19 protein-coding genes and 1 pseudogene are annotated in these 22,986 nt (G+C 62.9%); 14 read left to right on the top strand and 6 right to left on the bottom strand.

The window, feature by feature from the left end; genetic code table 11:
- Window positions 1-5: 5 nt before the first annotated feature.
- Window positions 6-302, bottom strand: a complete 297-nt coding sequence (locus tag BHD08_RS19290; RefSeq protein ID WP_125024354.1) for a hypothetical protein — start codon at window positions 300-302, stop codon at window positions 6-8.
- 270 nt (window positions 303-572) lie between these two features.
- Between BHD08_RS19290 and BHD08_RS19285 the strand changes: the two genes are divergently transcribed.
- Entirely contained in the window at window positions 573-848 is a 276-nt protein-coding gene (locus BHD08_RS19285) for a DUF1652 domain-containing protein (protein ID WP_015276995.1), read from the top strand.
- 11 nt (window positions 849-859) lie between these two features.
- Here the strand turns inward: BHD08_RS19285 and BHD08_RS19280 are convergent, their stop codons facing one another.
- Both BHD08_RS19280 and BHD08_RS19275 read right to left on the bottom strand, forming a co-directional pair.
- Window positions 860-1,144 (bottom strand): DUF2061 domain-containing protein, encoded by a 285-nt coding sequence (locus BHD08_RS19280; protein WP_015276994.1) that lies wholly within the window; start codon window positions 1,142-1,144, stop codon window positions 860-862.
- 103 nt (window positions 1,145-1,247) lie between these two features.
- Complete coding sequence (locus tag BHD08_RS19275) at window positions 1,248-1,778, bottom strand: ferritin-like domain-containing protein (RefSeq protein ID WP_125024352.1); 531 nt, start codon at window positions 1,776-1,778, stop codon at window positions 1,248-1,250.
- 201 nt (window positions 1,779-1,979) lie between these two features.
- Between BHD08_RS19275 and BHD08_RS19270 the strand changes: the two genes are divergently transcribed.
- Complete coding sequence (locus tag BHD08_RS19270; RefSeq protein WP_125024350.1) at window positions 1,980-3,092, top strand: mechanosensitive ion channel family protein; 1,113 nt, start codon at window positions 1,980-1,982, stop codon at window positions 3,090-3,092.
- Here the strand turns inward: BHD08_RS19270 and BHD08_RS19265 are convergent, their stop codons facing one another.
- Window positions 3,093-3,599: a CinA family protein gene (locus BHD08_RS19265; protein WP_125024349.1), complete on the bottom strand. Its 507-nt coding sequence runs from the start codon at window positions 3,597-3,599 to the stop codon at window positions 3,093-3,095. It abuts the gene before it with no gap.
- Between the two features lie 299 nt (window positions 3,600-3,898).
- Here BHD08_RS19265 and glgA point away from each other — a divergent pair, with 299 nt between their 5' ends.
- The 7 genes and pseudogenes from glgA to BHD08_RS19230 all read left to right on the top strand — a co-directional run bounded on the left by glgA (window position 3,899) and on the right by BHD08_RS19230 (window position 15,812).
- Window positions 3,899-5,449, top strand: a complete 1,551-nt coding sequence (gene glgA / locus BHD08_RS19260; protein WP_125024346.1) for a glycogen synthase GlgA — start codon at window positions 3,899-3,901, stop codon at window positions 5,447-5,449.
- A gap of 12 nt (window positions 5,450-5,461) precedes the next feature.
- Window positions 5,462-7,237 (top strand): malto-oligosyltrehalose trehalohydrolase, encoded by a 1,776-nt coding sequence (treZ, locus tag BHD08_RS19255; RefSeq protein ID WP_125024344.1) that lies wholly within the window; start codon window positions 5,462-5,464, stop codon window positions 7,235-7,237.
- Window positions 7,234-9,309 carry a 4-alpha-glucanotransferase gene (gene malQ, locus BHD08_RS19250; RefSeq protein ID WP_125024341.1) on the top strand — a complete coding sequence of 692 codons (2,076 nt, stop codon included), beginning with the start codon at window positions 7,234-7,236 and terminating at the stop codon, window positions 9,307-9,309. Before treZ ends, malQ begins: the two co-directional genes overlap by 4 nt.
- Window positions 9,306-12,118: pseudogene (locus tag BHD08_RS19245) on the top strand (malto-oligosyltrehalose synthase). Before malQ ends, BHD08_RS19245 begins: the two are co-directional and overlap by 4 nt.
- Entirely contained in the window at window positions 12,115-12,444 is a 330-nt protein-coding gene (locus BHD08_RS19240) for a DUF2934 domain-containing protein (protein ID WP_125024335.1), read from the top strand. The pseudogene BHD08_RS19245 and the gene BHD08_RS19240 overlap by 4 nt, the downstream one beginning before the upstream one ends.
- A gap of 98 nt (window positions 12,445-12,542) precedes the next feature.
- Window positions 12,543-14,693: a glycogen debranching protein GlgX gene (gene glgX, locus BHD08_RS19235; protein WP_015276985.1), complete on the top strand. Its 2,151-nt coding sequence runs from the start codon at window positions 12,543-12,545 to the stop codon at window positions 14,691-14,693.
- 270 nt (window positions 14,694-14,963) lie between these two features.
- A complete protein-coding gene (locus tag BHD08_RS19230) occupies window positions 14,964-15,812 on the top strand; it encodes a M23 family metallopeptidase (protein ID WP_125024332.1) in 849 nt (282 codons plus the stop codon).
- Between the two features lie 16 nt (window positions 15,813-15,828).
- Here BHD08_RS19230 and BHD08_RS19225 read toward each other — a convergent pair whose 3' ends face one another.
- Together BHD08_RS19225 and BHD08_RS19220 are read right to left on the bottom strand one after the other, a co-directional pair.
- Window positions 15,829-16,668 (bottom strand): DUF2218 domain-containing protein, encoded by an 840-nt coding sequence (locus BHD08_RS19225; protein ID WP_125024329.1) that lies wholly within the window; start codon window positions 16,666-16,668, stop codon window positions 15,829-15,831.
- A gap of 27 nt (window positions 16,669-16,695) precedes the next feature.
- Window positions 16,696-17,520 carry a class III extradiol ring-cleavage dioxygenase gene (locus BHD08_RS19220; protein ID WP_125024326.1) on the bottom strand — a complete coding sequence of 275 codons (825 nt, stop codon included), beginning with the start codon at window positions 17,518-17,520 and terminating at the stop codon, window positions 16,696-16,698.
- A gap of 102 nt (window positions 17,521-17,622) precedes the next feature.
- Here BHD08_RS19220 and BHD08_RS19215 point away from each other — a divergent pair, with 102 nt between their 5' ends.
- From BHD08_RS19215 to BHD08_RS19195, 5 genes are all read left to right on the top strand, one after another.
- The gene (locus BHD08_RS19215; protein ID WP_125024323.1) at window positions 17,623-18,543 is read left to right on the top strand and encodes a LysR family transcriptional regulator; all 921 of its coding nucleotides are present in this window, start codon (window positions 17,623-17,625) and stop codon (window positions 18,541-18,543) included.
- Window positions 18,544-18,926: 383 nt separating this feature from the next.
- Window positions 18,927-19,844, top strand: a complete 918-nt coding sequence (locus BHD08_RS19210) for a DUF72 domain-containing protein (protein WP_125024320.1) — start codon at window positions 18,927-18,929, stop codon at window positions 19,842-19,844.
- Entirely contained in the window at window positions 19,841-20,644 is an 804-nt protein-coding gene (locus BHD08_RS19205) for an endonuclease/exonuclease/phosphatase family protein (RefSeq protein ID WP_125024317.1), read from the top strand. The genes BHD08_RS19210 and BHD08_RS19205 overlap by 4 nt, the downstream gene beginning before the upstream one ends.
- Entirely contained in the window at window positions 20,641-21,882 is a 1,242-nt protein-coding gene (gene clsB, locus BHD08_RS19200) for a cardiolipin synthase ClsB (RefSeq protein ID WP_015276978.1), read from the top strand. The genes BHD08_RS19205 and clsB overlap by 4 nt, the downstream gene beginning before the upstream one ends.
- Entirely contained in the window at window positions 21,879-22,877 is a 999-nt protein-coding gene (locus BHD08_RS19195) for a lysylphosphatidylglycerol synthase domain-containing protein (RefSeq protein ID WP_015276977.1), read from the top strand. The genes clsB and BHD08_RS19195 overlap by 4 nt, the downstream gene beginning before the upstream one ends.
- Window positions 22,878-22,986 lie beyond the last annotated feature (109 nt).

Below are 22,986 nucleotides of genomic sequence, written 5' to 3'. Positions count from 1 at the left end.
GGTGGCTATTCCAGCTTGCCAGCGTCAGTCGAGGTGTCGTTGGGGCCGCCTGGCGCCGAGTGCCGGTCCGGGTCTGTCGACTTCTCTTCGCTATCGGGCTGCGGTGACACGAGGCGGCCATCTTCGGTCACCGTGCGGCCTTGATGATCCTTGCGGGTTTCGACCTCTTCCTGTGGCGTGGGATTGCCCATCGGGCTAGGTCGTGAACCGGTATCGTCGCGCGGGGTGCCGGCGGGAAACTGTGCCATGGTCGGAGTCGCGAACAGCGCGCTGAGGGTTGCCGCGAGCATCAGTCTTTTCATCTCGAATCTCCGCTGGGCTAGTACTTAATTTGGTCATCCGCAGCTGGTATGAGTTCAGCTAACGGCGATTGAGCCCGAGCGGACGTTCCGATAAGCGGCATCGGGCAAAGGCCGCTTCGTAGAGCCTTCGCTCGGCTTAATCCGCTGAGTGGACATATCGCCGCATTTACATCTCGGCGGTCGCTGCTACGGTTGAGAGACGTCGGGAAACCAGGGGTGCGCAGCTGACGCAGTGCTGCGCTCAAGTCACCTCCTATCTAGGGAGGATTTATGAATACGCGTCTTCCTCTGTTCAAGATCGAAGCAATCCTGCACACCTATCTGCGGCCCTTTCAGTGCGAGTGCCGTGCAGAGCCCGACAGTTCACTCAGTGTGCGCCTCTACCATGAACCGCCAGACGAAGAACTGACCGTGCTCGGCATTTCGTATGACCAATGCCGCGATGCGGCGAACCTCGTGCGTCTGGCTCAGGAACTGCGAATCGAAATGTGCGCCACGCGCAGTACCCTGCGCGCGGAGGCCGATCTGGCTGATCGCACAGAGTGACTGGCCGGTGGTTAGCGCGGAGTTCTGGCAACACGGTTGCTCGCGGTTTGGCCACGGCCCATGTACTTGAGGAACACATCGTGGCCGTAACTGTGCGACTGAACAGGTTTCTGCCGCCCGAAGCGCTGCCAGGCACGCTCGTGCAGGTAGAACACCACCGTGTTGCATAGCGGTTCGATCAGGGCAACCGCGCCGCCTATCACGATACTTCCGGTCAGCGCGTAGACGACGATGAACGCCGTGGCGAAATGCAGTACGGCAAAGGTCAGGGTCTTGACTAAAGGACGTGGTCTCATCGGTGGTTACCACCGCACACATGCCGTGCTCGATGCATGTGCCGGTCTTTCTAGGGGGGCGGGTAAGCCCGATCGGATGCCGACCGGGCCTGCAATCAGGTGATCAGCGCTTGGCTTCGACGTTAGGCTCAGCTGCACGGGTCAGGTAGGCCTGGGTCAGCTCGGCGAGGTGATCACGCAGCCAATCGGCCATCGCCACCTCTTCCACAAGAATGCGCTCGCATACTTCCTTGGTCTGCTTATCGCCCACCGCCTCGGCCGCGGCGATGAGGATCTTGTAGGAGGCGATTTCGAGGTTCTCGAAGACGTAGCCCATCTGCGCGCCCTTGACGATCTCGTCATTGACCATCATGCCGCCCATGGCCTGCCCCATCGCCATCATCTTGCCGCCCAGGTCCTTGAGGCCCGAATAGGATTTGTCGTAACGCTGCAGACAACCCTCGATCAGCCTGGCCTGGTTCTGCGTTTCGGTGATGTGTTGCTCGATGCGTGCCTTCAGCTGCGGGTAGTGCTCGATGCGACTGGCCTGCTTGTTCAGCATGGTTTCGGCCTGTGCTTCCATGGCATGCGCGTCGCGCAGCCACTCGATAAGGCGTTCGATACGGACATCGGTGCCGGTCTGTGCACTTTGCATTGGATATCTCCGGTCAGGTCTAAAAAACAGGGCCCGAGGATCGGCCCGCTTGATTTTGTGAAAGAACCTGCCAGCAAGAGTTCCAACCACCCGACCGGCGTGGCAGGCGGCGACGCCTGCTGAACTTTTGCCCGATGCGGTCTGTCACTGGCCCTGACGAACGCCGACCGGAGCTGCGCTATCGAACTTCCTGCCTTCCTTCTGCAATGGGACCAATACATCAGCCAGCCGGCGTTGCGCACGCTGGCGGCCGCGCTGTTCGTGGTGCTGGTACTGAGTCTGTTCGGCCGTTTGCTGACGGCCCTGATGCTGCGTCTGGCCCGAGCGTTTCTGTTTACTCGCGAGTTGTCCGAGCAACTGGAGAAACCGATTCGGCTTCTGTTGCCGCTGACAGGGCTTCAGGGCGTATGGACGTCGGCGTCCGATGACCTGTTATTGATCGATGGCGCACGCCATATCACCACCCTGCTGATCATCGCGACCCTCACCTGGCTGGTGATGCGTCTGCTGCGCGGGCTGCAGCAGTTCATTCTGCTGCGCAACCCGGTGGATGTGGTCGACAACCTGCGCGCCCGGCAGATCCAGACACAATCGCGGGTGTTGCTCCGCACGCTGGCGTTTTTCGTGCTGCTGGTGGGTGCGGCGGCGATGCTGATGACCTTCCCCGGCGCCCGCCAGTTCGGTGCCAGCCTCCTGGCCTCGGCAGGCCTTGCCGGTCTTGCCGTGGGCTTCGCCGCGAGGCCGGTGCTGGCCAACCTGATCGCCGGCGTGCAGATCGCCATGACTCAGCCGATTCGCCTGGATGACGTGGTCATCGTCGAAAACGAGTGGGGCCGAATCGAGGAAATTACCGGTACCTACGTCGTCGTGCGCATCTGGGATGACCGCCGCCTGGTCGTGCCGCTGCAGTACTTCATCGAGAAGCCTTTCCAGAACTGGACCCGCCGCGGCTCCAGCCTGATCGGAACGGTATTTCTCTGGGCCGATTACTCGCTTCCACTGGAGCCGCTGCGCGAAGAGCTGCGTCGGCTGTGCAAGGAAGTCCCCGAACTGTGGGATGGCCGGGTTTGCGTACTGCAGGTGACCGACACCAGCGAAAAATCCATTCAGTTGCGTGCGCTGGTGAGTTCACCGGACTCGTCGCGCAACTGGGACCTGCGCTGTCATATCCGCGAGAACCTGCTGGGCTTCATCCAGCGCCAGTATCCGCATTCGCTGCCGCAGGTTCGGGCGGATCTCAGTGTCGGCCACAAGCAGCGTGTCGATACTTCGCAGCCCGAACATGTGGAACCGGAGCGTCAGCCGCCGGTGTGATTATTCGCCGGCGCGCTCTTCCAGCTTCTTCAATAACTGCTCGTACCTTACCGGCAGCTGGGTGAGACCGTACCGCGCAGCCTGCTTGCGAATCTCCACGCGGTCACCCTCGAACTGCACCGTTTCGCTCACCACCACCTGTTGCTCGCCCCGCATCAGTGCATAGGCGTAGCACTGGGTACCGCCTTCATCCTCCTGGTCATCATCAGCAACACCGGTATTGGCAATGGCCAGAGTGGCGACGCTGGCGTTCAGCGCACCAATCGCCATCTCGCGCGCCACCTCCTCGCTGGTGAGGCCGAATCGCTCGATGGTTTCGAAGTCGACGTTGAGCAGGCGGTTCTTTGCCTTGGGTGAATAGACCACGAAGCCGCTGTCCAGCACCTTGCCGCAGCCCGGTATATCGCCCATCAGCGAAGCCATCAAACCGCAGGTACAGGACTCGGCGGTGGTCAGCGTCAATTCCGCGCGCTGCAAAAAAGCCACGACTTGCTCGATCTCTTGCATGTTTTTTGCTCCAGCAGTTTCAGGGTCATCGCCTTCACGACTCTGTGTATTCGGAGCAAGTTGGCTGGTTGCGAGTTCCGGCCGCGGTTGTTGATCGGATTTTGAGAACTTCTACCGCGACGCCGGGTCTGGATTTTGGCAGGGCCAGTGCAGCTCTGCCTGCCTTCGCGGCAGCTCCGAAAACGAGATTTAGCCTGGTCGTGTTCATGGTATGTGGCGGTCATCAGATCGTTGCATAGGAGAAATATGCTCGTAGCTGGCGCCGGCATCTGGAAGCCCGGGGCTTTGGGGAGATCGTGATGAGTATTGCCGCTGTGAACGCTAGGCCTGCCGGAACACCGAAGGCCCAACCTGCTCCACCCCTGGTTACTCGCCCTGCCCTGCAGATTCGCAGTAGCCACGATGACAAACGCAAGATCCTTTTCGTGACTTCCGAGCTGACCGACCTGGTCAAGACCGGTGGACTCGCTGACGTGTCCGCCGCTCTGCCCCGCGCGCTGGGTGCACGCCATGACGTGCGCGTGTTGATCCCCGGTTTTTCGCAGGTCATCAACAGTGGCCACGCCATTCGCATCGTCGGCTCGCTGAGCAGCTATGCCGAAATCCCGGGCTGCCGCATCGGCCGGATGGACATGCCCGATGGCCTGATCATCTATGTGCTGATTTGCCCCGAACTCTACGAACGCGAAGGTTCCCCCTACGGCGATGGCCACGGTAATGACTGGCCGGACAACCCGGTGCGCTTCGCCCGCCTCGGCCTGGCTGCTGCGGAGATCGCTGCTGGCACGGCCTGCATCCGCTGGGCGCCGGAACTCGTACACGCGCACGACTGGCCAGCTGGCCTGACGCCCGCCTACATGCGCTGGCGCGGCCTGAATACGCCAAGCGTGTTCACCATTCACAACCTTGCCTATCAGGGCAATATCGACATGTCGCAACGGCGGTTGCTGGGTATCCCAGCGGAGGCCTGTGACCCCGAGCGCATGGAGTTCTACGGCAAGCTGTCGCTGCTCAAGGCCGGTATCGCCTACGCCAACCGTGTGACCACGGTCAGCGCCACCTACGCCGAGGAAATCACCACGCCTGAGTTCGGCTGTGGCATGGAAGGCTTTCTCAGCATGAAAGCCCGCCAGGGCCTGCTCAGCGGGCTTCTCAACGGCATCGACGAAAGCTGGACACCGGAAAGCGACCCCTATCTGGTGAGCGGTTTCAGTGCGCGAAACTGGGCTGGCAAAGAAGCCAATGCTGCCTATATCCGCAACTCGTTTGGGCTCGAGCAATGTGGTGCGCCGCTGTTCGCGGTGGTCTCGCGTCTGGTCCATCAAAAGGGTGTCGACCTGACCCTCGACGTGGCCCACGCCATCGTCGAAGGCGGTGGCCAGCTGGCGATTCTGGGTCAGGGCGATCATCACATCGAAGACGAGGTCCGGCAGCTCGCGGCACAGTATCCCGGTCGAGTTGCGGCCCACATCGGCTTCAACGAAACCGATGCTCGGCGCCTGTTCGCCGGCAGCGATTTCCTGCTGATGCCGTCGCGCTACGAGCCGTGCGGTCTTAGCCAGATGTACGCCCAGCGTTATGCCTCCCTTCCCATCGCGCGGCGCACGGGTGGTCTGGCCGACTCCATCGAGGATGGTGTCACCGGCTTCCTGTTCAACGAGCCCGATGTCGCCAGCTACCGCCAGGCGGTGCAGCGGGCCCTGTCGATTCATCAGCATCCGCAACTGCTCAGTGCCATGCGCTGCCGTGCAATGGCGGCCGGATTTTTCTGGCGTCATGCCATCGAGCCCTATGACGCGCTTTACCAGCAGCTGCTCGGAGAGCGCCGCGAGGTTCGTCATCTAATCTGAAGAGGTCGTTAAATGCAGAAGCAGCGTGCCCATATCGGGCATCACGGGCCGGAGTTGCTGGAAGACGGGAACACCCGCTTCCGACTCTGGGCGCCCGATGCGCAAAACGTCAGTCTGATCGTTGTAGGCGCACAAACGCTGCCGATGACCGCTACTGAAGAAGGCTGGTACAGCATCGATGCTCCGTATGGGGCCGGTACGCTCTACCGATTTCTCATCGACGATGAACTGCATGTGCCCGACCCTGCCTCGCGCGCCCAGGCGGGTGACGTGCATGCGCCGAGCCTGGTGATCGATACCCACAACAACTACCTGTGGCGCAACGCCGACTGGCGCGGCCGGCCCTGGCACGAAACCGTGTTGTACGAGACCCATGTCGGTCTGTATGGCGGTTTTGCCGCAATGGAAGAGCACCTCGCCGCGCTCGCCGAACTGGGCGTGACGGCCATCGAACTGATGCCCATTGCCGAATTTCCCGGCGACCGCAACTGGGGTTACGACGGCGTATTGCCCTACGCACCGGAAGCGGCCTATGGCAGCCCGGAAGAGCTCAAGCACCTGATCGATACCGCCCACGGCCTCGGCCTGATGGTATTTCTCGATGTGGTCTACAACCACTTCGGCCCGGACGGCAATTACCTCGGCCGCTACGCCAAGCACTTCTTCCGCCACGACCAGCAGACACCCTGGGGCGATGGCATCGATTTCCGCCGCCGTGAAGTCCGAGATTTCTTCATCGACAACGCGTTGATGTGGCTGATGGACTACCGTTTCGACGGGCTGCGCTTCGATGCCGTGCATGCCATTCCCGACCGCAGCTTCCTCACCGAGCTGGCCGAGCGCGTGCACGCCACCGTGGAACCCGGTCGCCATGTGCATCTGGTGCTGGAAAACGAGGACAACCGTTCCAGCCTGCTGATCCATGGCTTTACCGCGCAGTGGAACGACGACGGCCACAATGTGCTGCATGCGCTGCTGACCGACGAGAGCCAGGGCTACTACGCCGACTACCATCAGGACGCGACCGCCAAGCTGGCGCGCTTTCTCGGCGAAGGGTTCATCTATCAGGGGCAGAACAACCGCCATGGCGAGGCCCGTGGCGAGCCCAGCGCGCATCTGTCACCGACGTCGTTCGTGCTGTTCCTGCAGAACCATGACCAGACCGGCAACCGCGCCTTTGGCGATCGCCTGGTTACGCTAGCCGATGCCGACGCACTTCGCGCAGCGACCGCGGTGCTTCTGCTATCGCCAATGGTCCCGCTGCTGTTCATGGGCGAGGAATGGGGCTCGCGGCAGCCTTTCCTGTTCTTCACCAGCCATCACGGCGAACTGGCCGACGCGGTGCGCGAAGGCCGCCGCAGCGAGTTTGCCGAATTTTCCGAGTTTGCCGACGAGGCCACTCGCGAGCGGATCCCCGACCCCAACGCTGTAGCCACATTCGAGCAGTCGCGGCCGGACTTCGGAGCGCAGACGCAGCCGGGACACGCCGAATGGCATGCGCTGTACCGCCAGCTGCTCAGCATTCGCCATGCCGAGATCGTTCCACGCCTGCCCGGTGCGGCGTTTCTCGGCTGCAGCGTGCTCGGCGAAGCCGCCGTGCTTGCCCGCTGGCAGCTGGGTCATGGCTGTCAATTGCGCCTCGAGCTGAACCTCGGCGAACAAGCCGCTCCACTGCCCGCCTCGTCTACCGCCGCGCAACTGCTGTTCGCCAGCCGTGAGTCGGATGCGAACACGCCCGACCAATTGCCGCCTCGTATGGCCAAGCTGTATTTGGAGAAAGCCAAATGAGCGACGAAGCCCTGATCCGCCTGGCGGAAGTCGCCGGGCTTTCCATTGACTGGATCGATGCCGACAACCGTGAACAGCGGGTCGAGCCGGACGTCCTGCGTGAGGTACTCGCCTGCCTTGGGCTGGCGGCGGAAACCGATGCAGATATCGACGCCAGCCTTGAGATCCTTGCGCACAAGAACAACCATGGCGGCGTGCCTCCGCTGCTCACCTGCGATCAGCACGCTGCACTGGACCTTTCCGCCTACTTTCCCGCCGCCAGTCGCTTTGAGCTGCAGGCAGAAGATGGCGGCGTCCAGCAGGGCACGCTCGATTACCAGGCGCGTTTGCCGGCCATCGACACCCCTGGCTATTACCGTCTGACGATCGACAAGCATCAGCTGACCGTGGCCATCGCCCCGCTGTCCTGTCCCACCGTCGCGCAGATCGCCGGTGCCGATGCCTGGGGGCTGACGGCCCAGCTGTACAGCTTGCGACGAGCCGGTGACGGCGGCCTGGGCGACACCCAGGCGCTGGAGTCGATGGTGAGCAACGCTGCCGCTCATGGTGCCGATGCGCTGGGTATCAGCCCGGTTCATGCCATGTTCAGCGCGCACATCAACCAGTACAGCCCCTACTCGCCGTCGAGCCGACTGTTCTTCAACGTGCTGCATGCGGCACCCGGGGCCATCCTCGGCGAGCGGCCGCTGCGCCAGGCCATCGAGACCTGCGGACTCGGCGAAGAACTGGAACGGCTCGAGCGCCTGGATCTGATCGACTGGCCTGCTGTCGCCCAGTCGCGGCAACGCCTGCTACGCCAGCTGTTCGACGACTTCAGCAAGGGCGGTAACCCCTTGCAGGTGGATTTCGACAGCTTCCGTGCGAACGGTGGCGAGGCGCTGGAAAACCACTGCCGTTTCGAAGTCCTGCACACCCATCTGCGCAATGCACAAGGCCATACCCAGCACTGGAGCGATTGGCCAAGCGAGTATCGCGATCCGGCTAGCCCAGCCGTGGAGGCATTCGCCCGCGAACACGCCGACGAGGTGAGCTATCACGCTTTCGGTCAGTGGCTCATGGCCCGCGGACTGGAGCGCGCCCAGGTCGCCGCGCGCAGCGCCGGCATGCGCATCGGCCTGATTTCCGACCTCGCGGTCGGCGCCGATGGTGGCGGCAGCCAGGCCTGGAGCCGACAGGCTGAGCTGTTGGCTTCGCTGAGCGTCGGGGCGCCGCCGGACATCATGAATCGCGACGGCCAGAACTGGGGCATCTCCGCGTTCTCGCCCTGGGGCCTGCAACAGAACGGCTTTCGCGCCTACATCGAAATGCTGCGCGCCAACCTCGCCCACGCCGGCGGCATGCGCATCGACCATGTGCTGGGCCTGAAGCGTCTGTGGGTCGTACCTGCCGGTGCCGACCCGAAGCGCGGCGTGTACCTCAACTTTCCGTTCGACGACATGCTGCGCCTGCTATGCCTCGAAGCCTGGCACCACCAGGCGGTAATCCTGGGCGAGGACCTCGGCACCATTCCCCACGGCCTGCGCGATGTGCTCGCGGCTCGCGGGATCCTCGGCATGCGGGTCCTGCTGTTCGAACAGCACGACGGGCATTTCCAGACGCCTGCGCAGTATCCGGCGCAGGCGCTGGCCACCAGCACCACCCACGACATCCCGACCCTGACGGGTTGGTGGCGAGGTCACGATATCGACTGGCGCATCAAGGTCGGTCAGGTGCCCGAATCCGACCGCGACGCCCAGTGGCGAGCACGCGAGAAGGAGCGCGCAGGGTTGAATCGCGCTCTGTGCGAATACAGCGGGAAGAATCCGGATGTGCTGTTGAGCGCCGAGGACGCCGTCGATGCCGCCATCTGCTTCCTGGCCCATACCCCGGCGCCGCTGGTGCTGGTGCCGGTGGAAGATGCACTCGGTCTGGAAGAACAGACCAACATGCCCGGCATCGTCGAAACCCATCCCAACTGGCGTCGCCGCTATCCCGGCGACAGTGCAACGTTGCTCGACAGCCCGGCCAGCAGCCGTCGGCTGGCGTCCTTTGCGCAGGCCCGTCGTAACCATCGTGGAGCCGCGCATCGATGAAAGACCTTACCGCAACCCTGCGACTGCAGTTTCACCGCGACTTCACCCTGGACGACGCCACTGCACTGGTTGACTACTTCGCCGAGCTTGGCATCAGCCATATCTACGCCTCGCCGCTGCTCACCGCCCGTCCCGGTTCCATGCACGGCTACGACGTCATCGATCCGACTCGCATCAATCCGGAACTGGGTGGCGAGCCTGCCCTGCATCGCCTCGTCGAAGCCCTGCGCGCCAAGGGTATGGGGCTGATCCTCGACATCGTCTCCAATCACATGGCCGTCGGTGGCTCCGGCAATGCCTGGTGGCTGGATGTGTTGGAGTGGGGCCGCCGCAGCCCCTACGCGCAGTTCTTCGACATCGAATGGAATTCGCCCGATCCGTTGCTCGAAGGCCAGCTTCTGGTGCCCTTCCTCGGCAGTGACTATGGCGACGCATTGCAGCAAGGCACCATCAAGCTGTGCCTGGATATCGACAATGGCGCGCTGTATGCCGAGCACTACGAGCATCGCTTCCCGATTACCCCGCCGAGCTACGGCGAAGTGTTGCGGGCTGCCGACCAGCAGCAGTTACGCGCCCTGGCGCAGCACTTCGATGCCCTGAAGACCGAGCCGGCACCCTACCAGGCGGCGCGCTTGCTGCGAGCCGAACTTGCCGAGCAATTGCAGAACGCCGATACCCGCCAGGCTCTGGAACAGGCGCTCGGCACCTATGACTCCACCACTGATGACGGCTTCCGTCGTTTGCACAGCCTGCTCGAACGGCAGAACTACCGGCTGGCCAGCTGGCGCACCGCGGGTGACGACATCAACTGGCGGCGCTTCTTCGACATCAACGAGCTGGGCGGTCTGCGCGTCGAACGTCCGGTGGTGTTCGAGGAAACCCACGCGAAGATCTTCGAGCTGATCGGCGATGGCCTGGTCGATGGTCTGCGCATCGACCATATCGACGGCCTGGCCGATCCGCGTGGTTATTGTAGGCGCCTGCGCCGACGCGTCGATCGGCTGAATGCCGGGCGCCCGCAGGACGCCGTGCAGGACCACGTGCCGATCTACGTCGAGAAAATCCTCGCTGGTGGCGAGCGCCTGCATGACGACTGGGGCGTGGATGGCACCACCGGTTACGAGTTCATGAATCAGGTTTCGCTGCTGCAGCACGATCCGGCCGGAGAAGCGCTGCTCTGCGCGCTATGGAGCGAAACCAGCGGGCGCACCACCGACTTTCTCGAGGAAGCGCGCCAGGCCCGCCAGCTGGTGCTGACCGGCCCCTTGGCCGGCGATTTCGAAACCGTCGCGCAGGCGCTGCTGCAGGTCGCCCGCGGCGACGTAATGACCCGTGACATCACCCTCGGTGCGATTCGCCGGGCGCTGCTGGAGCTGATCATCCACTTCCCGGTGTACCGCACCTATATCGCTGCGCCTGGCCGCCGCGAAGCGGACGAACCGTTCTTCCAGCGGGCGCTGGACGGCGCGAAGACGACCTTGAGCGAAGCCGACTGGCCGCTGCTCGAGCATCTGCAGCGCTGGCTGGGCGGCGAAAATCTGCGGCAGCTGCCACGCAATCTGCGCAAGATCCGCCGCTACGCCTGCACGCGCTTCCAGCAGCTGACTTCGCCAGCCGCGGCCAAGGCAGTCGAGGACACCGCCTGCTACCGTTCCGGCATCCTGCTCTCGCGCAACGATGTGGGCTTCGATCCGCAGCACTTCAGTGCGCCGCTGCAGGCGTTTCACGATGAGTGCCTGCAACGCGCCGAGCATTTCCCGCGCAACATGCTGACCACCGCCACCCACGACCATAAGCGTGGCGAGGATACCCGGGCACGCATGGCCGTGATCAGCGAGCGGGGCGACTGGTTCGCCGGCAAGGTGCGGCGCTGGCGTGACATGGCGGCCAGCCGCATCCAGCAGCTCGGCGACGGCCCCGCGCCCTCGCCCGCCGACGAACTGATGCTGTTTCAGATACTGCTCGGCTGCTGGCCGCTGGACCTCCGTGCAGACGACAAGGCAGCGATGGAGCAATTCTGTGCGCGCATCCTGCAGTGGCAGGAAAAGGCGCTGCGCGAAGCCAAACTGCGTACCACCTGGAGCGACCCCAACGGCGACTACGAAGGCGCCTGTCGCCAGTATGTCGAACATCTGTTGCTGGCCAGCGAAGGCGCACCATTACGGGACGAAATCGCCGCAGCCGCGGCCGAGTTGGCCCCTGCCGGTGCGTTGAACGGCCTCGTGCAGAGCCTGCTGCGCATGACCACGCCGGGCGTACCGGACCTCTATCAGGGCACCGAATACTGGGATTTCAGTCTGGTCGACCCGGACAACCGCAGGCCGGTGAACTTCGCTGCACGGCAGCGCAGTCTCGACGGTAGTGCTTCGTTCGACCAGCTGTTGCAAAGCTGGCACGACGGTCGCATCAAGCAGTGCGTGATCAGCCGCACGTTGCAGCTGCGCCGCCGCTATCCGCGGTTGTTCAGCGAAGGGCGGTATCTACCGCTTACGGTATCCGGTGAACAGGCCGAGCATCTGCTGGCCTTCGCTCGCGAGCTGGACGGCGAATGGCTGGTGGTCGTGGTGCCGCGTCTGGTCGCGGGACTGCTGGGTGACAGCGAAATGCCCAAGGTGCCGACCGAGCGTTGGGGCGATACCAGGATCGCCCTGCCCGAGGCGCTGGACGGTAGTGAATTCGAGCGACTTTTCGACGCAACGGCAGTCACATCCCAACAAGCCAGCCTTGAGGCTGCGCGGGTTCTGGACGGACTGCCAGTGGCCGTCCTGCATACGTCTACATAAGAGCAACAGGAGAATCCCAACAATGAGTTCAGAAGAGCAACGTATCCGCGAGTTCGCTTATCAGATCTGGCAATCCGAGGGCTGCCCCGAAGGTGAGGAGGAGCGCCATTGGGCCATGGCCCGCAAACTGGTCGAGGCTGAGCATGGCGCCGCTGAAGCCAAGCCGGCCAGTCGCCCGCGCAAGACTGCGACCAAACCCACCGACGCCACGCCCAAAGCGAAGGCCAAGGAAGCACCGGCTGCAAAACCCCGGGCCAGCCGCGCCGCGCCGAAAGCTGATACCGCCGCCAAGGTCGGAACACCGGAGGTCATGAAGAAAACCCGCACCCCGCGCGCAAAGAAGGAAAGCTGACCGGCGGCAGGCATCTTGTCGGCGCCGGATCGGTCGAATGATCGTTCGCGCCGACGCTCGTTTCGGCACGCCTTGCTGAATCCATCCTTGGAGATTTCATGAGTAAGAAAAAGCCCCAAGCGCCACAGGTCATGACCCCATCCAGGATTCGCGAGGGCTTGCCCTTCCCTCTCGGGGCTACCTGGGACGGCCTGGGTGTCAATTTCGCCATTTTCTCTGCCCACGCCACCAAGGTTGAGCTGTGCCTGTTCGACTCCAGCGGTGAAGTCGAGCTCGAGCGCATCGAACTGCCCGAGTACACCGACGAGATCTGGCATGGATACCTGCCGGATGCGCATCCGGGGCTGATCTACGGCTACCGGGTGTATGGCCCGTACGATCCGGAGAATGGCCATCGTTTCAACCCCAACAAGCTGCTGATCGACCCCTACGCCAAACAGCTGGTGGGCGAGCTGAAATGGTCGGAGGCGTTGTTTGGCTACACCATCGGTCATCCCGATGGCGACCTCAGTTTCGACGAGCGCGACAGTGCGCCCTTCGTGCCCAAGTGCAAGGTCATCGACCCGGCGTTCACCTGGGGTCGCGATCACCCGGTACAGGTGCCCTGGGACAAGACGATCATCTACGAAACCCATGTACGTGGTTACACCATGCGCCACCCGGCGGTGGCGGACGATGTGCGCGGCACCTTCGCCGGCTTCAAGACGCCGGAAGTGATCGACTACATCCGCAAGCTTGGCGTCTCGTCGATCGAGCTGTTGCCGATCCATGCCTTCGTCCAGGACCAGCACCTGCTCGAAAAAGGCATGGCCAACTACTGGGGCTACAACAGCATCGCGTTCTTCGCGCCGCACCCCAAGTACCTGGCCAGCGGCAAGATCACCGAGTTCAAGGAAATGGTTGCGCACCTGCACAACGCCGACCTCGAGGTGATTCTCGACGTGGTCTACAACCACACGGCCGAAGGCAACGAACGGGGCCCGACCCTCTCCATGCGCGGCATCGACAACGCCTCTTACTACCGCCTGATGCCGGATGACAAGCGTTACTACATCAACGATTCCGGCACCGGCAACACGCTGGACATGAGCCACCCGTGCGTACTGCAGATGGTCACCGACTCGCTGCGCTACTGGGCAACCGAGATGCACGTGGATGGTTTCCGCTTCGATCTGGCGACCATTCTCGGCCGTGAACACGACGGCTTCGACGAACGTCACGGCTTCCTCGTCGCCTGTCGCCAGGACCCGGTACTGGCCAAGACCAAATTGATTTCCGAGCCTTGGGATTGCGGCCCTGGCGGCTATCAGGTCGGTGGCTTTCCACCGGGCTGGGCAGAATGGAACGACCAGTTCCGCGACACGGTGCGCTCGTTCTGGAAAGGCGACGATGGCCAGCTGGCCGATTTCGCCAGCCGTCTCACCGGTTCCGGCGATCTGTTCAACCAGCGCGGACGTCGTCCATTCAGCTCGATCAATTTCGTCACCGCCCACGACGGCTTCACGCTGAAGGACCTGGTGTCCTACAACCACAAGCACAACGAAGACAACGACGAAGGCAACCGCGACGGCAGCGACAATAACCTCTCGTGGAACCACGGCGTCGAGGGGCATACCGAGGACCCGGAGATCAACGAGCTGCGCTATCGGCAGATGCGCAATTTCCTCGCCACGCTGCTGTTCTCCCAGGGCACGCCGATGATCGTCGCCGGTGACGAGTTCGCCCGTACTCAGCACGGCAACAACAATGCCTACTGCCAGGACAGCGAGATCGGCTGGGTGAACTGGGATATCAGCGAGGACAGCTACGGTCTGCTGGGCTTCGCCCGCAAGCTCATCCGCATGCGCCAGCGCTTCCCGATGCTGCGCCGCAGCCGTTTCCTGGTTGGCGCCTACAACGAAGAGCTGGGCGTCAAGGACGTCACCTGGCTGGCGCCGAATGCCGAAGAGATGACCATCGAGCAGTGGGAAGATGCGCACAATCGCTGCATGGGCATGCTGCTCGACGGCCGTGCGCAGCCTACCGGCATCCGCCGTGCAGGCTCCGATGCCACGCTGCTGATCATCGTCAACGCGCATCACGATCTGGTGAACTTCGCGCTGCCGGAGGTACCCCAGGGTATCTACTGGAACCGCCTGATCGACACCAATCACCCGACTGCGCGGCCTGAGCGTTTCGACTTCAACGACGAGTACGCGGTGACCGGCCGCTCGTTGTTGCTGCTGGAACTGATCAAGTCCGACGAGTGAGCAAAGGCGCCCCGACCGTCCGGGTTTGGGGCGCTCCTTCCTGTTCAGGATCGCTACGCCCCCTCATCCCCCTTTCAAGCGGCGCTCTTACCGCGAGCAGTCCGGGCTGGATTCACGTTGTGGCTGTGTGCCTTTCAAAAAAACGACATGCGGCAGTGAACCTCGCTGCGTGACCCAAGTCCCAAAACCAGCGCGGCTTCCCTGAACAACCAACGGATTCGTCCTGCTTGTCGCCAGCAGCCTTGTCTTTTCCGTGATGGATCACACGTCATGCTCTTTCTGCGACCGCTTATTTATCCCCTTCTCATGCTGATCGGCCTTGCGCCACTGGCTCCCGCCCTGGCCAGCAGTAATCAACCGAAAGCAACCGACAAGCCAGGCTCGGTGCGCTTGCTGATCAACCGCGCCGGTAGCGGCAAGGCGATGGACGTCAGCAACACGCTGCAGGTGCCGGTCGAGGTCACCCTGCGCCTGACACGCATGGTCAATGTGGCCGGGGTGGGCAAGGGTGTGATCCGCAAGACGGTGCCGGCCAACAGCCGGGTTCGCGTCGCCACGCTGAGCAAACGCCAGGCAGGCGGGCCGATCATGTTCAAGCATTCGTTCAGCTATGCGCTGATCTACTCGCCTGAGCCGGATCAACCCGGCACGGTCGATGGCCCGGCCTATGCCCTGCCCTGGCAAGGCGGCCCTTTTCGTATCTCTCAGGGGGCCGGCGGCGATTTCAGTCACAACTCGCCTAGCGGCCGTTATGCGGTGGACATCGCCATGCCGATCGGCACCCTGATCGTCGCCGCCCGCGCCGGGACAGTGGTGAAGGTTCGCGATGGCCAGGCAGGACGCCTGCCGGACCCGGGCGGCAACTACGTGCGCATCGAACATGACGACGGTACCCACAGCGCCTATCTGCATCTGAGCCGTGGTTCGGTGCGCGTGCAGCCGGGGCAGCAGGTGAAAGTCGGCACGCTGCTCGGCAAGTCTGGCAATACCGGTCGCAGCACCGGCCCGCATCTGCATTTCGTGGTGCAGAAACCCTATGGCAGCTCAATGCTGTCGATTCCCTTCCGCTTTAGCCAGCCGGTGGAATCGCTGCCGAACTTCGCGTTGAGCAGCCAGTGAGTCAAAGCAATCGGCATCAGAGCATGCGCTGCATGATGTCGTCACGCTTGACCAGCCGGTGATACAGGGCTGCACCAACGTGCCCGGCCACCAACAGCACGGTTAGCCAAGCCAGCGGTGAGTGCACGTCACCGACCGAAGCCGCCCAGGCGATTTCCGGGCCTTTTTCTACCAGCTGCTGACCGAACACCTTCAGGCCGTAGCCATTGCCGACCAGATACAGCACACCGGTGATTGGCATCAGCAGCATGCAAGCGTACAGCGCCATGTGGCCGCCCTTGACCAGCCACGCGGTGGCCGGATCATGCTGCGGCCGCCGCTTGAGCTGACTCAGCGACCAGACGATGCGCAGCAACACCAGGACCATCAGCACGGCGCCCAGGGAGACGTGCCAGGGCACCAGGGTCTGGCCGATCCAGTGCTCACCTTCGCCGATGCGGTCGCCCAGTTTGAGAAATTGCCAGACGATCAGCAGCGCCATCAGCCAGTGAAACACCCGCGAAACGGTGCCGTAGCGGCTTCTCGAATCGAGCGTCCGGTTTTCAACCTGCTGTACGGCTGGCGCGGCACCCGCTTCGGATTGCCAGCGGATTACCAGCGACTCGTCGCCGGCCATGCGCTCCAGATGCTCGGCGACCACCTTCTGGAACTGCGGCAGCTTGGCTTGATCGGCAGACTCCAACTGCGCGTGCAGACAGCCCTCACTGGCGCTGAGGCTGCAGCGGCCGAGCGGTAGTTCGATCACGCCGCCCTGCTCGTCCAGCTGCACGGCAAACTTGTGCCGCCAGTGATTGCATAGGCGCTTGATCAAGCGCGACGGATTGCTCGCCGTGACTCGGCTATGGGATCGGTACATGGTGTTCCCCTCGATGAAATGTGCGCGTCAGCCGAACCGGTAGGCCGACAGTGTGGTGTGCATGACGCGGTCGCTGAAGACCTTGCGCCCGATCGAATCGCCAGCCGCGCCGGCAGCCACCAGCAGCGGGATCAGGTGTTCCTCGGCCTTGGGCGGGTGACACAGGCGCGCCGCTGGAGCGTCTTCCCAGCGCTGCAGCGTCCGGTCACGCTCGCCGGGCGGCAGTTCGACCGCAGCGCTGAGCCAATGATCGAATTCGTCTGAAATCGGAGCGAAACGCGGGTCGCCATAGCCGCGCATGTTGTGAAAGCTCATGCCGCTGCCGACGATCAGCACCCCTTCGTCGCGCAGCACCTGCAAAGCGCGACCGGCCTCGATGTGCGCCAACGGGTCGAGATCGTTGCGCAACGAGAGCTGCACCACCGGAATATCCGCAGCGGGGAACATCAGCTTCAGCGGGATGAACATGCCGTGGTCGAAGCCACGCTGCACATCCTCACGACCGCCCAGCGCCGCACTGTCGAGCAAGGCGGCGATACGTCCGGCCAGGGCCGGCGCGCCCGGTGCCGGATAGCGCAACTCATAGGTATGCGGCGGAAAGCCGTGATAGTCGTAGATCAGCCCGGGCCGCGCGGCACTGGTGACGCTGAAGGTTGGCTGCAGCCAGTGGCCGGAAACCAGAACGATCGCAGTCGGCTTGGCTGGCAGGGTCTCGGCGATGCCCTTGAGAAAATCGGCCATCGCATCCCAGGCGTGCCGCGGGTTCCACTCCATGAAGAAGCAGGGCCCCGCGCCGTGGGGCACGAACAGCGTCGGCATGGTTTGGCTGGACATTGCTGAGTTGGCAGTCATTGCGTTCTGGCTCCAGTGAGATGTACCAAGCATGGGCTACACTCGCGAGTGTGAGAACCAGGCGAAACGCACTAACAGTTTTTACTCATAGCAGGAGCTGCAATGCTCGACCGAATCACCAGCATGCGCGTTTTCACCCGTGCCGCTACGGCCGGCAGCCTGTCCGCCGCGGCGCGTCATCTGGACATGTCGCCGGCCATGGCCAGCAAGCACGTCGATGCGCTGGAGAGCCGCCTGGGGGTCAAGCTGTTTCACCGCAGCACCCGACGCCTCAGCCTTACCGAGGCTGGCAGCAACTACCTGGAGGCCTGCCAGCGCATCCTGCCGGAGATCGAAGAAGCTGAAGCCAGCGTCGCCTCGCAGCGGATCGAGGCGACCGGGCTGTTGCGCATGAACGTGCCGCTCACATTTGGCACGCAGTTCATCGCCCCGCTCATTCCGGAATTCAGTCGCCGCCACCCGGCGGTAAAGGTGGAACTCGGTCTTACCGACAGCCGCGTCGACCTGATCGACGGCGGCTGGGACATGGCCGTGCGTATCGGCCAGCTGCAGGACAGCTCCATGCAGGCACGGCAGCTTGCAGATTGCCCGCTGCTGGTCTGCGCCGCGCCGCGCTATCTGGACGAACGTGGCGTACCACGCAGCGTCGCCGATCTGGGTCAGCACAACTGCCTGGGTTACAGCCTGCCAAACCTCGCCGCAGCCAGGGTCTGGCCCTTTGGCCGCAATGGCGAGGTGCGCATCGCGGTCAACGGCGATCTGGTTGCCAATAACGGCGAAGCCTTGGTGGCCGCCGCCATTGGTGGCCAGGGCTTGATCTACAAGCCGCAGTTCATCGTGGCCAAGGCGCTACGCAGCGGTGAGCTGGTCGCCATCGAACTGGATCAGCCATGCGTCGGGCTTGGCGGTATCCATGTGGTCTACCCGCCCGACCGTCGCCCGCCGGCCAAGGTCAGGGTAATGATCGACTATCTGGTCGATGCCTTTTCCGGCAATCAGCCCTGGGCACTCTCCTCAGACTGACCGCGCTGGCCTCGCCCTTCGCCCCGCTCACTCGATGCCGACGCCCTGGCTGAGCGCCGCCGCACGCGCTCGCCGCCATCGCCTGCATAGAAAAAGGTGAACCGCCACCACGCGGAAAAGTCGGAACAGATGTGCACGCGGGCTATTTGGCACGTGCATTTGAAGCGCTCGGCTTACACCGAACGACTGCCCAGCGCAGACCCAAGGCGTTTCCTCGTGTCCTGGTGTCGCAACCGCAGTCTTTCACGCTGAGGCATTCAAGCATGTATCTGGCGACTTGGAGCGATTATGAAAGCGGTCTATCCCGTCTCTGCTGGCGCAGCTTTCGGCAAAGCCCAGGCCAGCAGGACCATCTTCCTCGGACTGCGCGGTAGGCCTGGGCCATGACAGGCATTCATATCGGTATATCCGGTTGGCGCTATGCGCCCTGGCGCGGTGATTTCTATCCCAAGGGGCTGACACAGAAGAAGGAACTGCAATTCGCCTCGCGCGCGGTGAGCAGCATCGAGATCAACGGCTCGTTCTATGCGCTGCAAACGCCCGAACGTTATGCCGATTGGTACGCTGACACCCCCAAGGGTTTCGTCTTCAGCATCAAGGGGCCGCGTTACATCACGCATGTGCGCAGGCTGCGCGAGGTGGAAAAACCCATCGCCAACTTCTTCGCCTCGGGCATTTTCCAGCTCAAGGAAAAGCTCGGGCCGATCCTCTGGCAGTTCCCGCCATCATTCAAGTTCGATCCTGCGCTGTTCGAGGCATTTCTACGTCAGCTGCCCCACGACACCGAAGCCGCGCTGGCGATTGCCAAGGGCTGCGAGGCGCGCATGGAGGGCCGCAGCCATCTGTCGATCGACCGCAAGCGCCAGATGCGTCATGCGGTGGAAATCCGCAACGCAAGCTTCGTCAACCCCGCGTTCATCGACCTGCTGCGTAAGTACAAGGTGGCCCTAGTAGTCGCCGATACCGCGGGCAAGTGGCCGCACCAGGAAGACCTCACCAGCGACTTCGTCTATATCCGCCTGCACGGCGCGGAGGAGCTCTACACCAGCGGTTACACCGATGCGGCATTGGACGACTGGAGTCAGCGCATCCAGCGTTGGAGCAAAGGCAGCCAGCCCGACGATGCGCGCCTGATCAGCTCGAGCAAGCCGCGGCCGCGTCGCTCGCGCGAGGTGTACTGCTATTTCGATAACGACGTGAAGGTCCGCGCGCCCTATGACGCGCGGCAACTGCTGCGCCGGCTCGGCCTGGACGCACACCTGCAGGCCACTCCCGGCCAACTAGAAGGAGCAATGGTTTGACTCTGGATAAAGACCATCCCATCGAAAGCGCCGATCTCGATGCCCATATGGCCACGGCGGTCAACTCGATCCGCATTCTCACGGTGAACACGCACAAAGGCTTCACCGCCCTCAACCGGCGCTTCATCCTCCCCGAGCTGCGCGAAGCGGTGCGCAGCGTCTCGGCGGACGTGGTGTTTCTGCAGGAGGTGCTGGGCACCCACGATAAGCATGCCATGCGCTTTCACAACTGGCCGGCCACACCGCAGTATGAATTTCTCGCCGACAGCATCTGGACCGACTTCGCCTACGGGCGCAACGCGGTCTATCCCGATGGCGACCACGGCAACGCCCTGCTCTCCAAGTTTCCGATCACCCGTTACGAGAACCTCGACATTTCCATCGCCGGCCCTGAACGCCGCGGACTTCTGCACAGCGTGCTGCAGGTTCCCGGGCATGACGAGTTCCACGCGATCTGCGTACACCTGGGCCTGCGCGAGTCGCATCGGCAGAAACAGCTGGACCTGCTCTGCAACCTGCTCGATTCGCTGCCCGAAGGGGCACCGGTGGTGGTGGCTGGCGACTTCAATGACTGGCGGCTCAAGGCCACGCAGAAGCTCGATCGCTGCGCCGGCCTGCATGAAGCCTTTGCGGTCGCCCATGGCCAGGTCGCCAAAACCTTCCCGGCCCGCTGGCCGATGCTCCGGCTGGACCGCATCTATGTGCGTAATGCCAGCACCCACCGTGCGCAAATACTTGGTAACAAACCCTGGACGCACTTGTCCGATCATCTGCCCCTAGCGGTGGAGATACATATATGAGTTACCACTGGAGAGACGGAAATCGCCTTCAGTTACTGGAAAACGGCGAAGAATTCTTTCCTCGAGTGTTCGAGGTGATCGCCCAGGCCAAGAAAGAGGTGCTGCTGGAAACCTTCATCCTGTTTCAGGACAAGGTAGGCGCCGAACTGCAGAAGGCACTGATCGCCGCAGCGGAAAATGGCGCCAGCGTCGACGTAACCGTCGATGGCTACGGTTCCGCAGACCTGCACGGGGAATTCGTCGCAGAGATGACCCGGGTCGGCGTGCGCATCCATATGTTCGACCCGGGCAAGCGCCTGCTGGGTCGCCGGCTCAACGTGTTCCGGCGCATGCATCGCAAGATTGTCGTGGTCGATGGCGAAACCGCGTTCATCGGCGGCATCAACTTCTCCGCCGATCATCTGGGCGACTTCGGCCCGGCGGCCAAGCAGGACTATGCCCTGCAGGTCGACGGTCCGGTGGTGCGCGATATCCACCATTTCGCCCTCAGCCAGATCGCTCCGGACAAGCCTCCGCATCGGTGGTGGCGGCGCCGCCTGCGTCAGCAGACACCGGGCTATGGTGGGGTCAGCCGCGGCGAGGCGCGCTCGTTGTTCGTCGTCCGCGACAACGATCAGCACCGCAACGACATCGAAGAACACTACCTGCAAGCGATTCGAGATGCGCGCTCCAGGCTGTTGATTGCAAACGCCTATTTCTTCCCTGGCTATCGCGTGCTGCGGGAAATCCGCAATGCGGCGCGGCGTGGTGTGCGGGTGCGCCTGATCCTCCAGGGTGAGCCGGACATGCCCATCGCCAAGTTCGGCGCGCGCATGCTCTACAACTACCTGATGCGCGACGGCGTGGAGATTCACGAGTACTGCCGCCGCCCGCTGCATGGCAAGGTCGCGCTGGCAGATTACGAATGGTCGACGGTGGGGTCGAGCAACCTCGATCCGCTGAGCCTGTCGCTGAATCTGGAAGCCAACCTGATCATCCGCGATCACGTCTTCAACCGGCACCTGCACGAGCGGCTCGATCACCTGCTGCAGACCGACTGCCGGCGCATTCCACTGGAACGGATAATCCGCGGTTTCTGGTGGCGGGCGCCGCTGGCCTTTCTGATCTTCCATTTCCTGCGCCACTTCCCGGGGCTGGTGAACCTGTTCCCCGAACACAAGCCGCGCCTGGAGTTGCTCGACGCCGACACGCCAGAGCTCGACACGGTGCCCTCCCCCCTGCAGCGAGAACAACAATGAGCGATACCTCCAAAGGCGAGCCGAAGAGCGGCTGGCGCCGGCGCTGGCCGCTGATCAAGAAGATCCTGACCTACGTCTTCTTCGCCCTTGTGGTCGGCCTGTTGATCGGCCTGGCACGCAATCTCGACTGGCAGGAGGTTTACAACACTCTGCGCAACTACAAGGCGCAGACACTGTGGATGGCTGGCGCGGCGGCGTTCGGCAGTTACGTCGTGTACTGCTTCTTCGATGTGCTGGGTAAACGCTATGCGCGCCATGACCTGCCGATCAGGCAGATCCTGCCGGTGACCTTCGTCTGCTATGCGTTCAACCTCAACCTGAGCGCCTGGGTCGGCGGCATCGCCCTGCGCTTTCGTCTGTATTCGCGTTTCGGCCTGAAGCCCTCGCAGATCACCCGGGTGTTCACCATGAGCATCCTGACCAACTGGCTTGGCTACATGTGGCTGGCCGGAATGATCTTCGCGATGGGCTGGATCAAGCCGCCGGCGAGCTGGGAGATCGGCTTTACTGCGCTGCGGATACTGGGCGGCGGGCTGCTGGTCGCCTGTCTGGTCTATCTGGGGCTGTGTGGCTTTTCCAAGCGCCGTTCATGGACCATTCGTGGCCATGAAATCCAGCTGCCATCGCTGCGGCTGGCGCTGATTCAACTGGTGCTGGGAGCGGCCAACTGGTCGCTGATGGCGCTGGTGGTCTATTACATGTTTTCGCAGAAGGCCGCCTACCCTGAAGTGCTGGGCATCCTGATGATCAGCAGCATCGCCGGCGTGGTTACCCACATTCCCGCCGGGCTCGGCGTTATCGAAGCGGTGTTCGTCGCCATGCTTGCCGACGAAATGAGCAAGGGCGCCATCGTTGGAGGCCTGATCGGCTACCGGGTGATCTACTTCCTGATCCCGCTACTGTTCGCCACGCTGGTCTACGTGGTGCTGGAGGCCCGGGCGAAGAAGCTGCGCAGCAACAACCAGGCCAGCGAACAACAGACGGTGTCGCAGTAGGCCGGGCTGGCGAAGCGACGGTCTTGGGAGGACCGCACCCGAATGAGCTGCCGGCCTCTTCGCGGCCACGGCAGCTCCCCCAGGAAGAGTGCTGGTAGCGTTGGTGAAA

The organism is Pseudomonas sp. SCT (assembly GCF_003864275.1).
Lineage (GTDB): Bacteria > Pseudomonadota > Gammaproteobacteria > Pseudomonadales > Pseudomonadaceae > Stutzerimonas > Stutzerimonas stutzeri_AE.
This window is presented reverse-complemented; position numbering and strand designations above follow the sequence as displayed.

Excerpts from the sequence above, each read along its gene's own strand:
- BHD08_RS19285 (WP_015276995.1), top strand. The coding sequence starts at position 573 with ATGAATACGCGTCTTCCTCTGTTCAAGATCGAAGCAATCCTGCACACC.
- treZ (WP_125024344.1), top strand. The coding sequence starts at position 5,462 with ATGCAGAAGCAGCGTGCCCATATCGGGCATCACGGGCCGGAGTTGCTG.
- BHD08_RS19195 (WP_015276977.1), top strand. The coding sequence starts at position 21,879 with ATGAGCGATACCTCCAAAGGCGAGCCGAAGAGCGGCTGGCGCCGGCGC.
- clsB (WP_015276978.1), top strand. The coding sequence starts at position 20,641 with ATGAGTTACCACTGGAGAGACGGAAATCGCCTTCAGTTACTGGAAAAC.
- BHD08_RS19275 (WP_125024352.1), bottom strand. The coding sequence starts at position 1,778 with ATGCAAAGTGCACAGACCGGCACCGATGTCCGTATCGAACGCCTTATC.
- BHD08_RS19280 (WP_015276994.1), bottom strand. The coding sequence starts at position 1,144 with ATGAGACCACGTCCTTTAGTCAAGACCCTGACCTTTGCCGTACTGCAT.
- glgA (WP_125024346.1), top strand. The coding sequence starts at position 3,899 with ATGAGTATTGCCGCTGTGAACGCTAGGCCTGCCGGAACACCGAAGGCC.
- BHD08_RS19290 (WP_125024354.1), bottom strand. The coding sequence starts at position 302 with ATGAAAAGACTGATGCTCGCGGCAACCCTCAGCGCGCTGTTCGCGACT.
- BHD08_RS19220 (WP_125024326.1), bottom strand. The coding sequence starts at position 17,520 with ATGACTGCCAACTCAGCAATGTCCAGCCAAACCATGCCGACGCTGTTC.
- glgX (WP_015276985.1), top strand. The coding sequence starts at position 12,543 with ATGAGTAAGAAAAAGCCCCAAGCGCCACAGGTCATGACCCCATCCAGG.
- BHD08_RS19215 (WP_125024323.1), top strand. The coding sequence starts at position 17,623 with ATGCTCGACCGAATCACCAGCATGCGCGTTTTCACCCGTGCCGCTACG.
- malQ (WP_125024341.1), top strand. The coding sequence starts at position 7,234 with ATGAGCGACGAAGCCCTGATCCGCCTGGCGGAAGTCGCCGGGCTTTCC.
- BHD08_RS19240 (WP_125024335.1), top strand. The coding sequence starts at position 12,115 with ATGAGTTCAGAAGAGCAACGTATCCGCGAGTTCGCTTATCAGATCTGG.
- BHD08_RS19225 (WP_125024329.1), bottom strand. The coding sequence starts at position 16,668 with ATGTACCGATCCCATAGCCGAGTCACGGCGAGCAATCCGTCGCGCTTG.
- BHD08_RS19265 (WP_125024349.1), bottom strand. The coding sequence starts at position 3,599 with ATGCAAGAGATCGAGCAAGTCGTGGCTTTTTTGCAGCGCGCGGAATTG.
- BHD08_RS19230 (WP_125024332.1), top strand. The coding sequence starts at position 14,964 with ATGCTCTTTCTGCGACCGCTTATTTATCCCCTTCTCATGCTGATCGGC.
- BHD08_RS19210 (WP_125024320.1), top strand. The coding sequence starts at position 18,927 with ATGACAGGCATTCATATCGGTATATCCGGTTGGCGCTATGCGCCCTGG.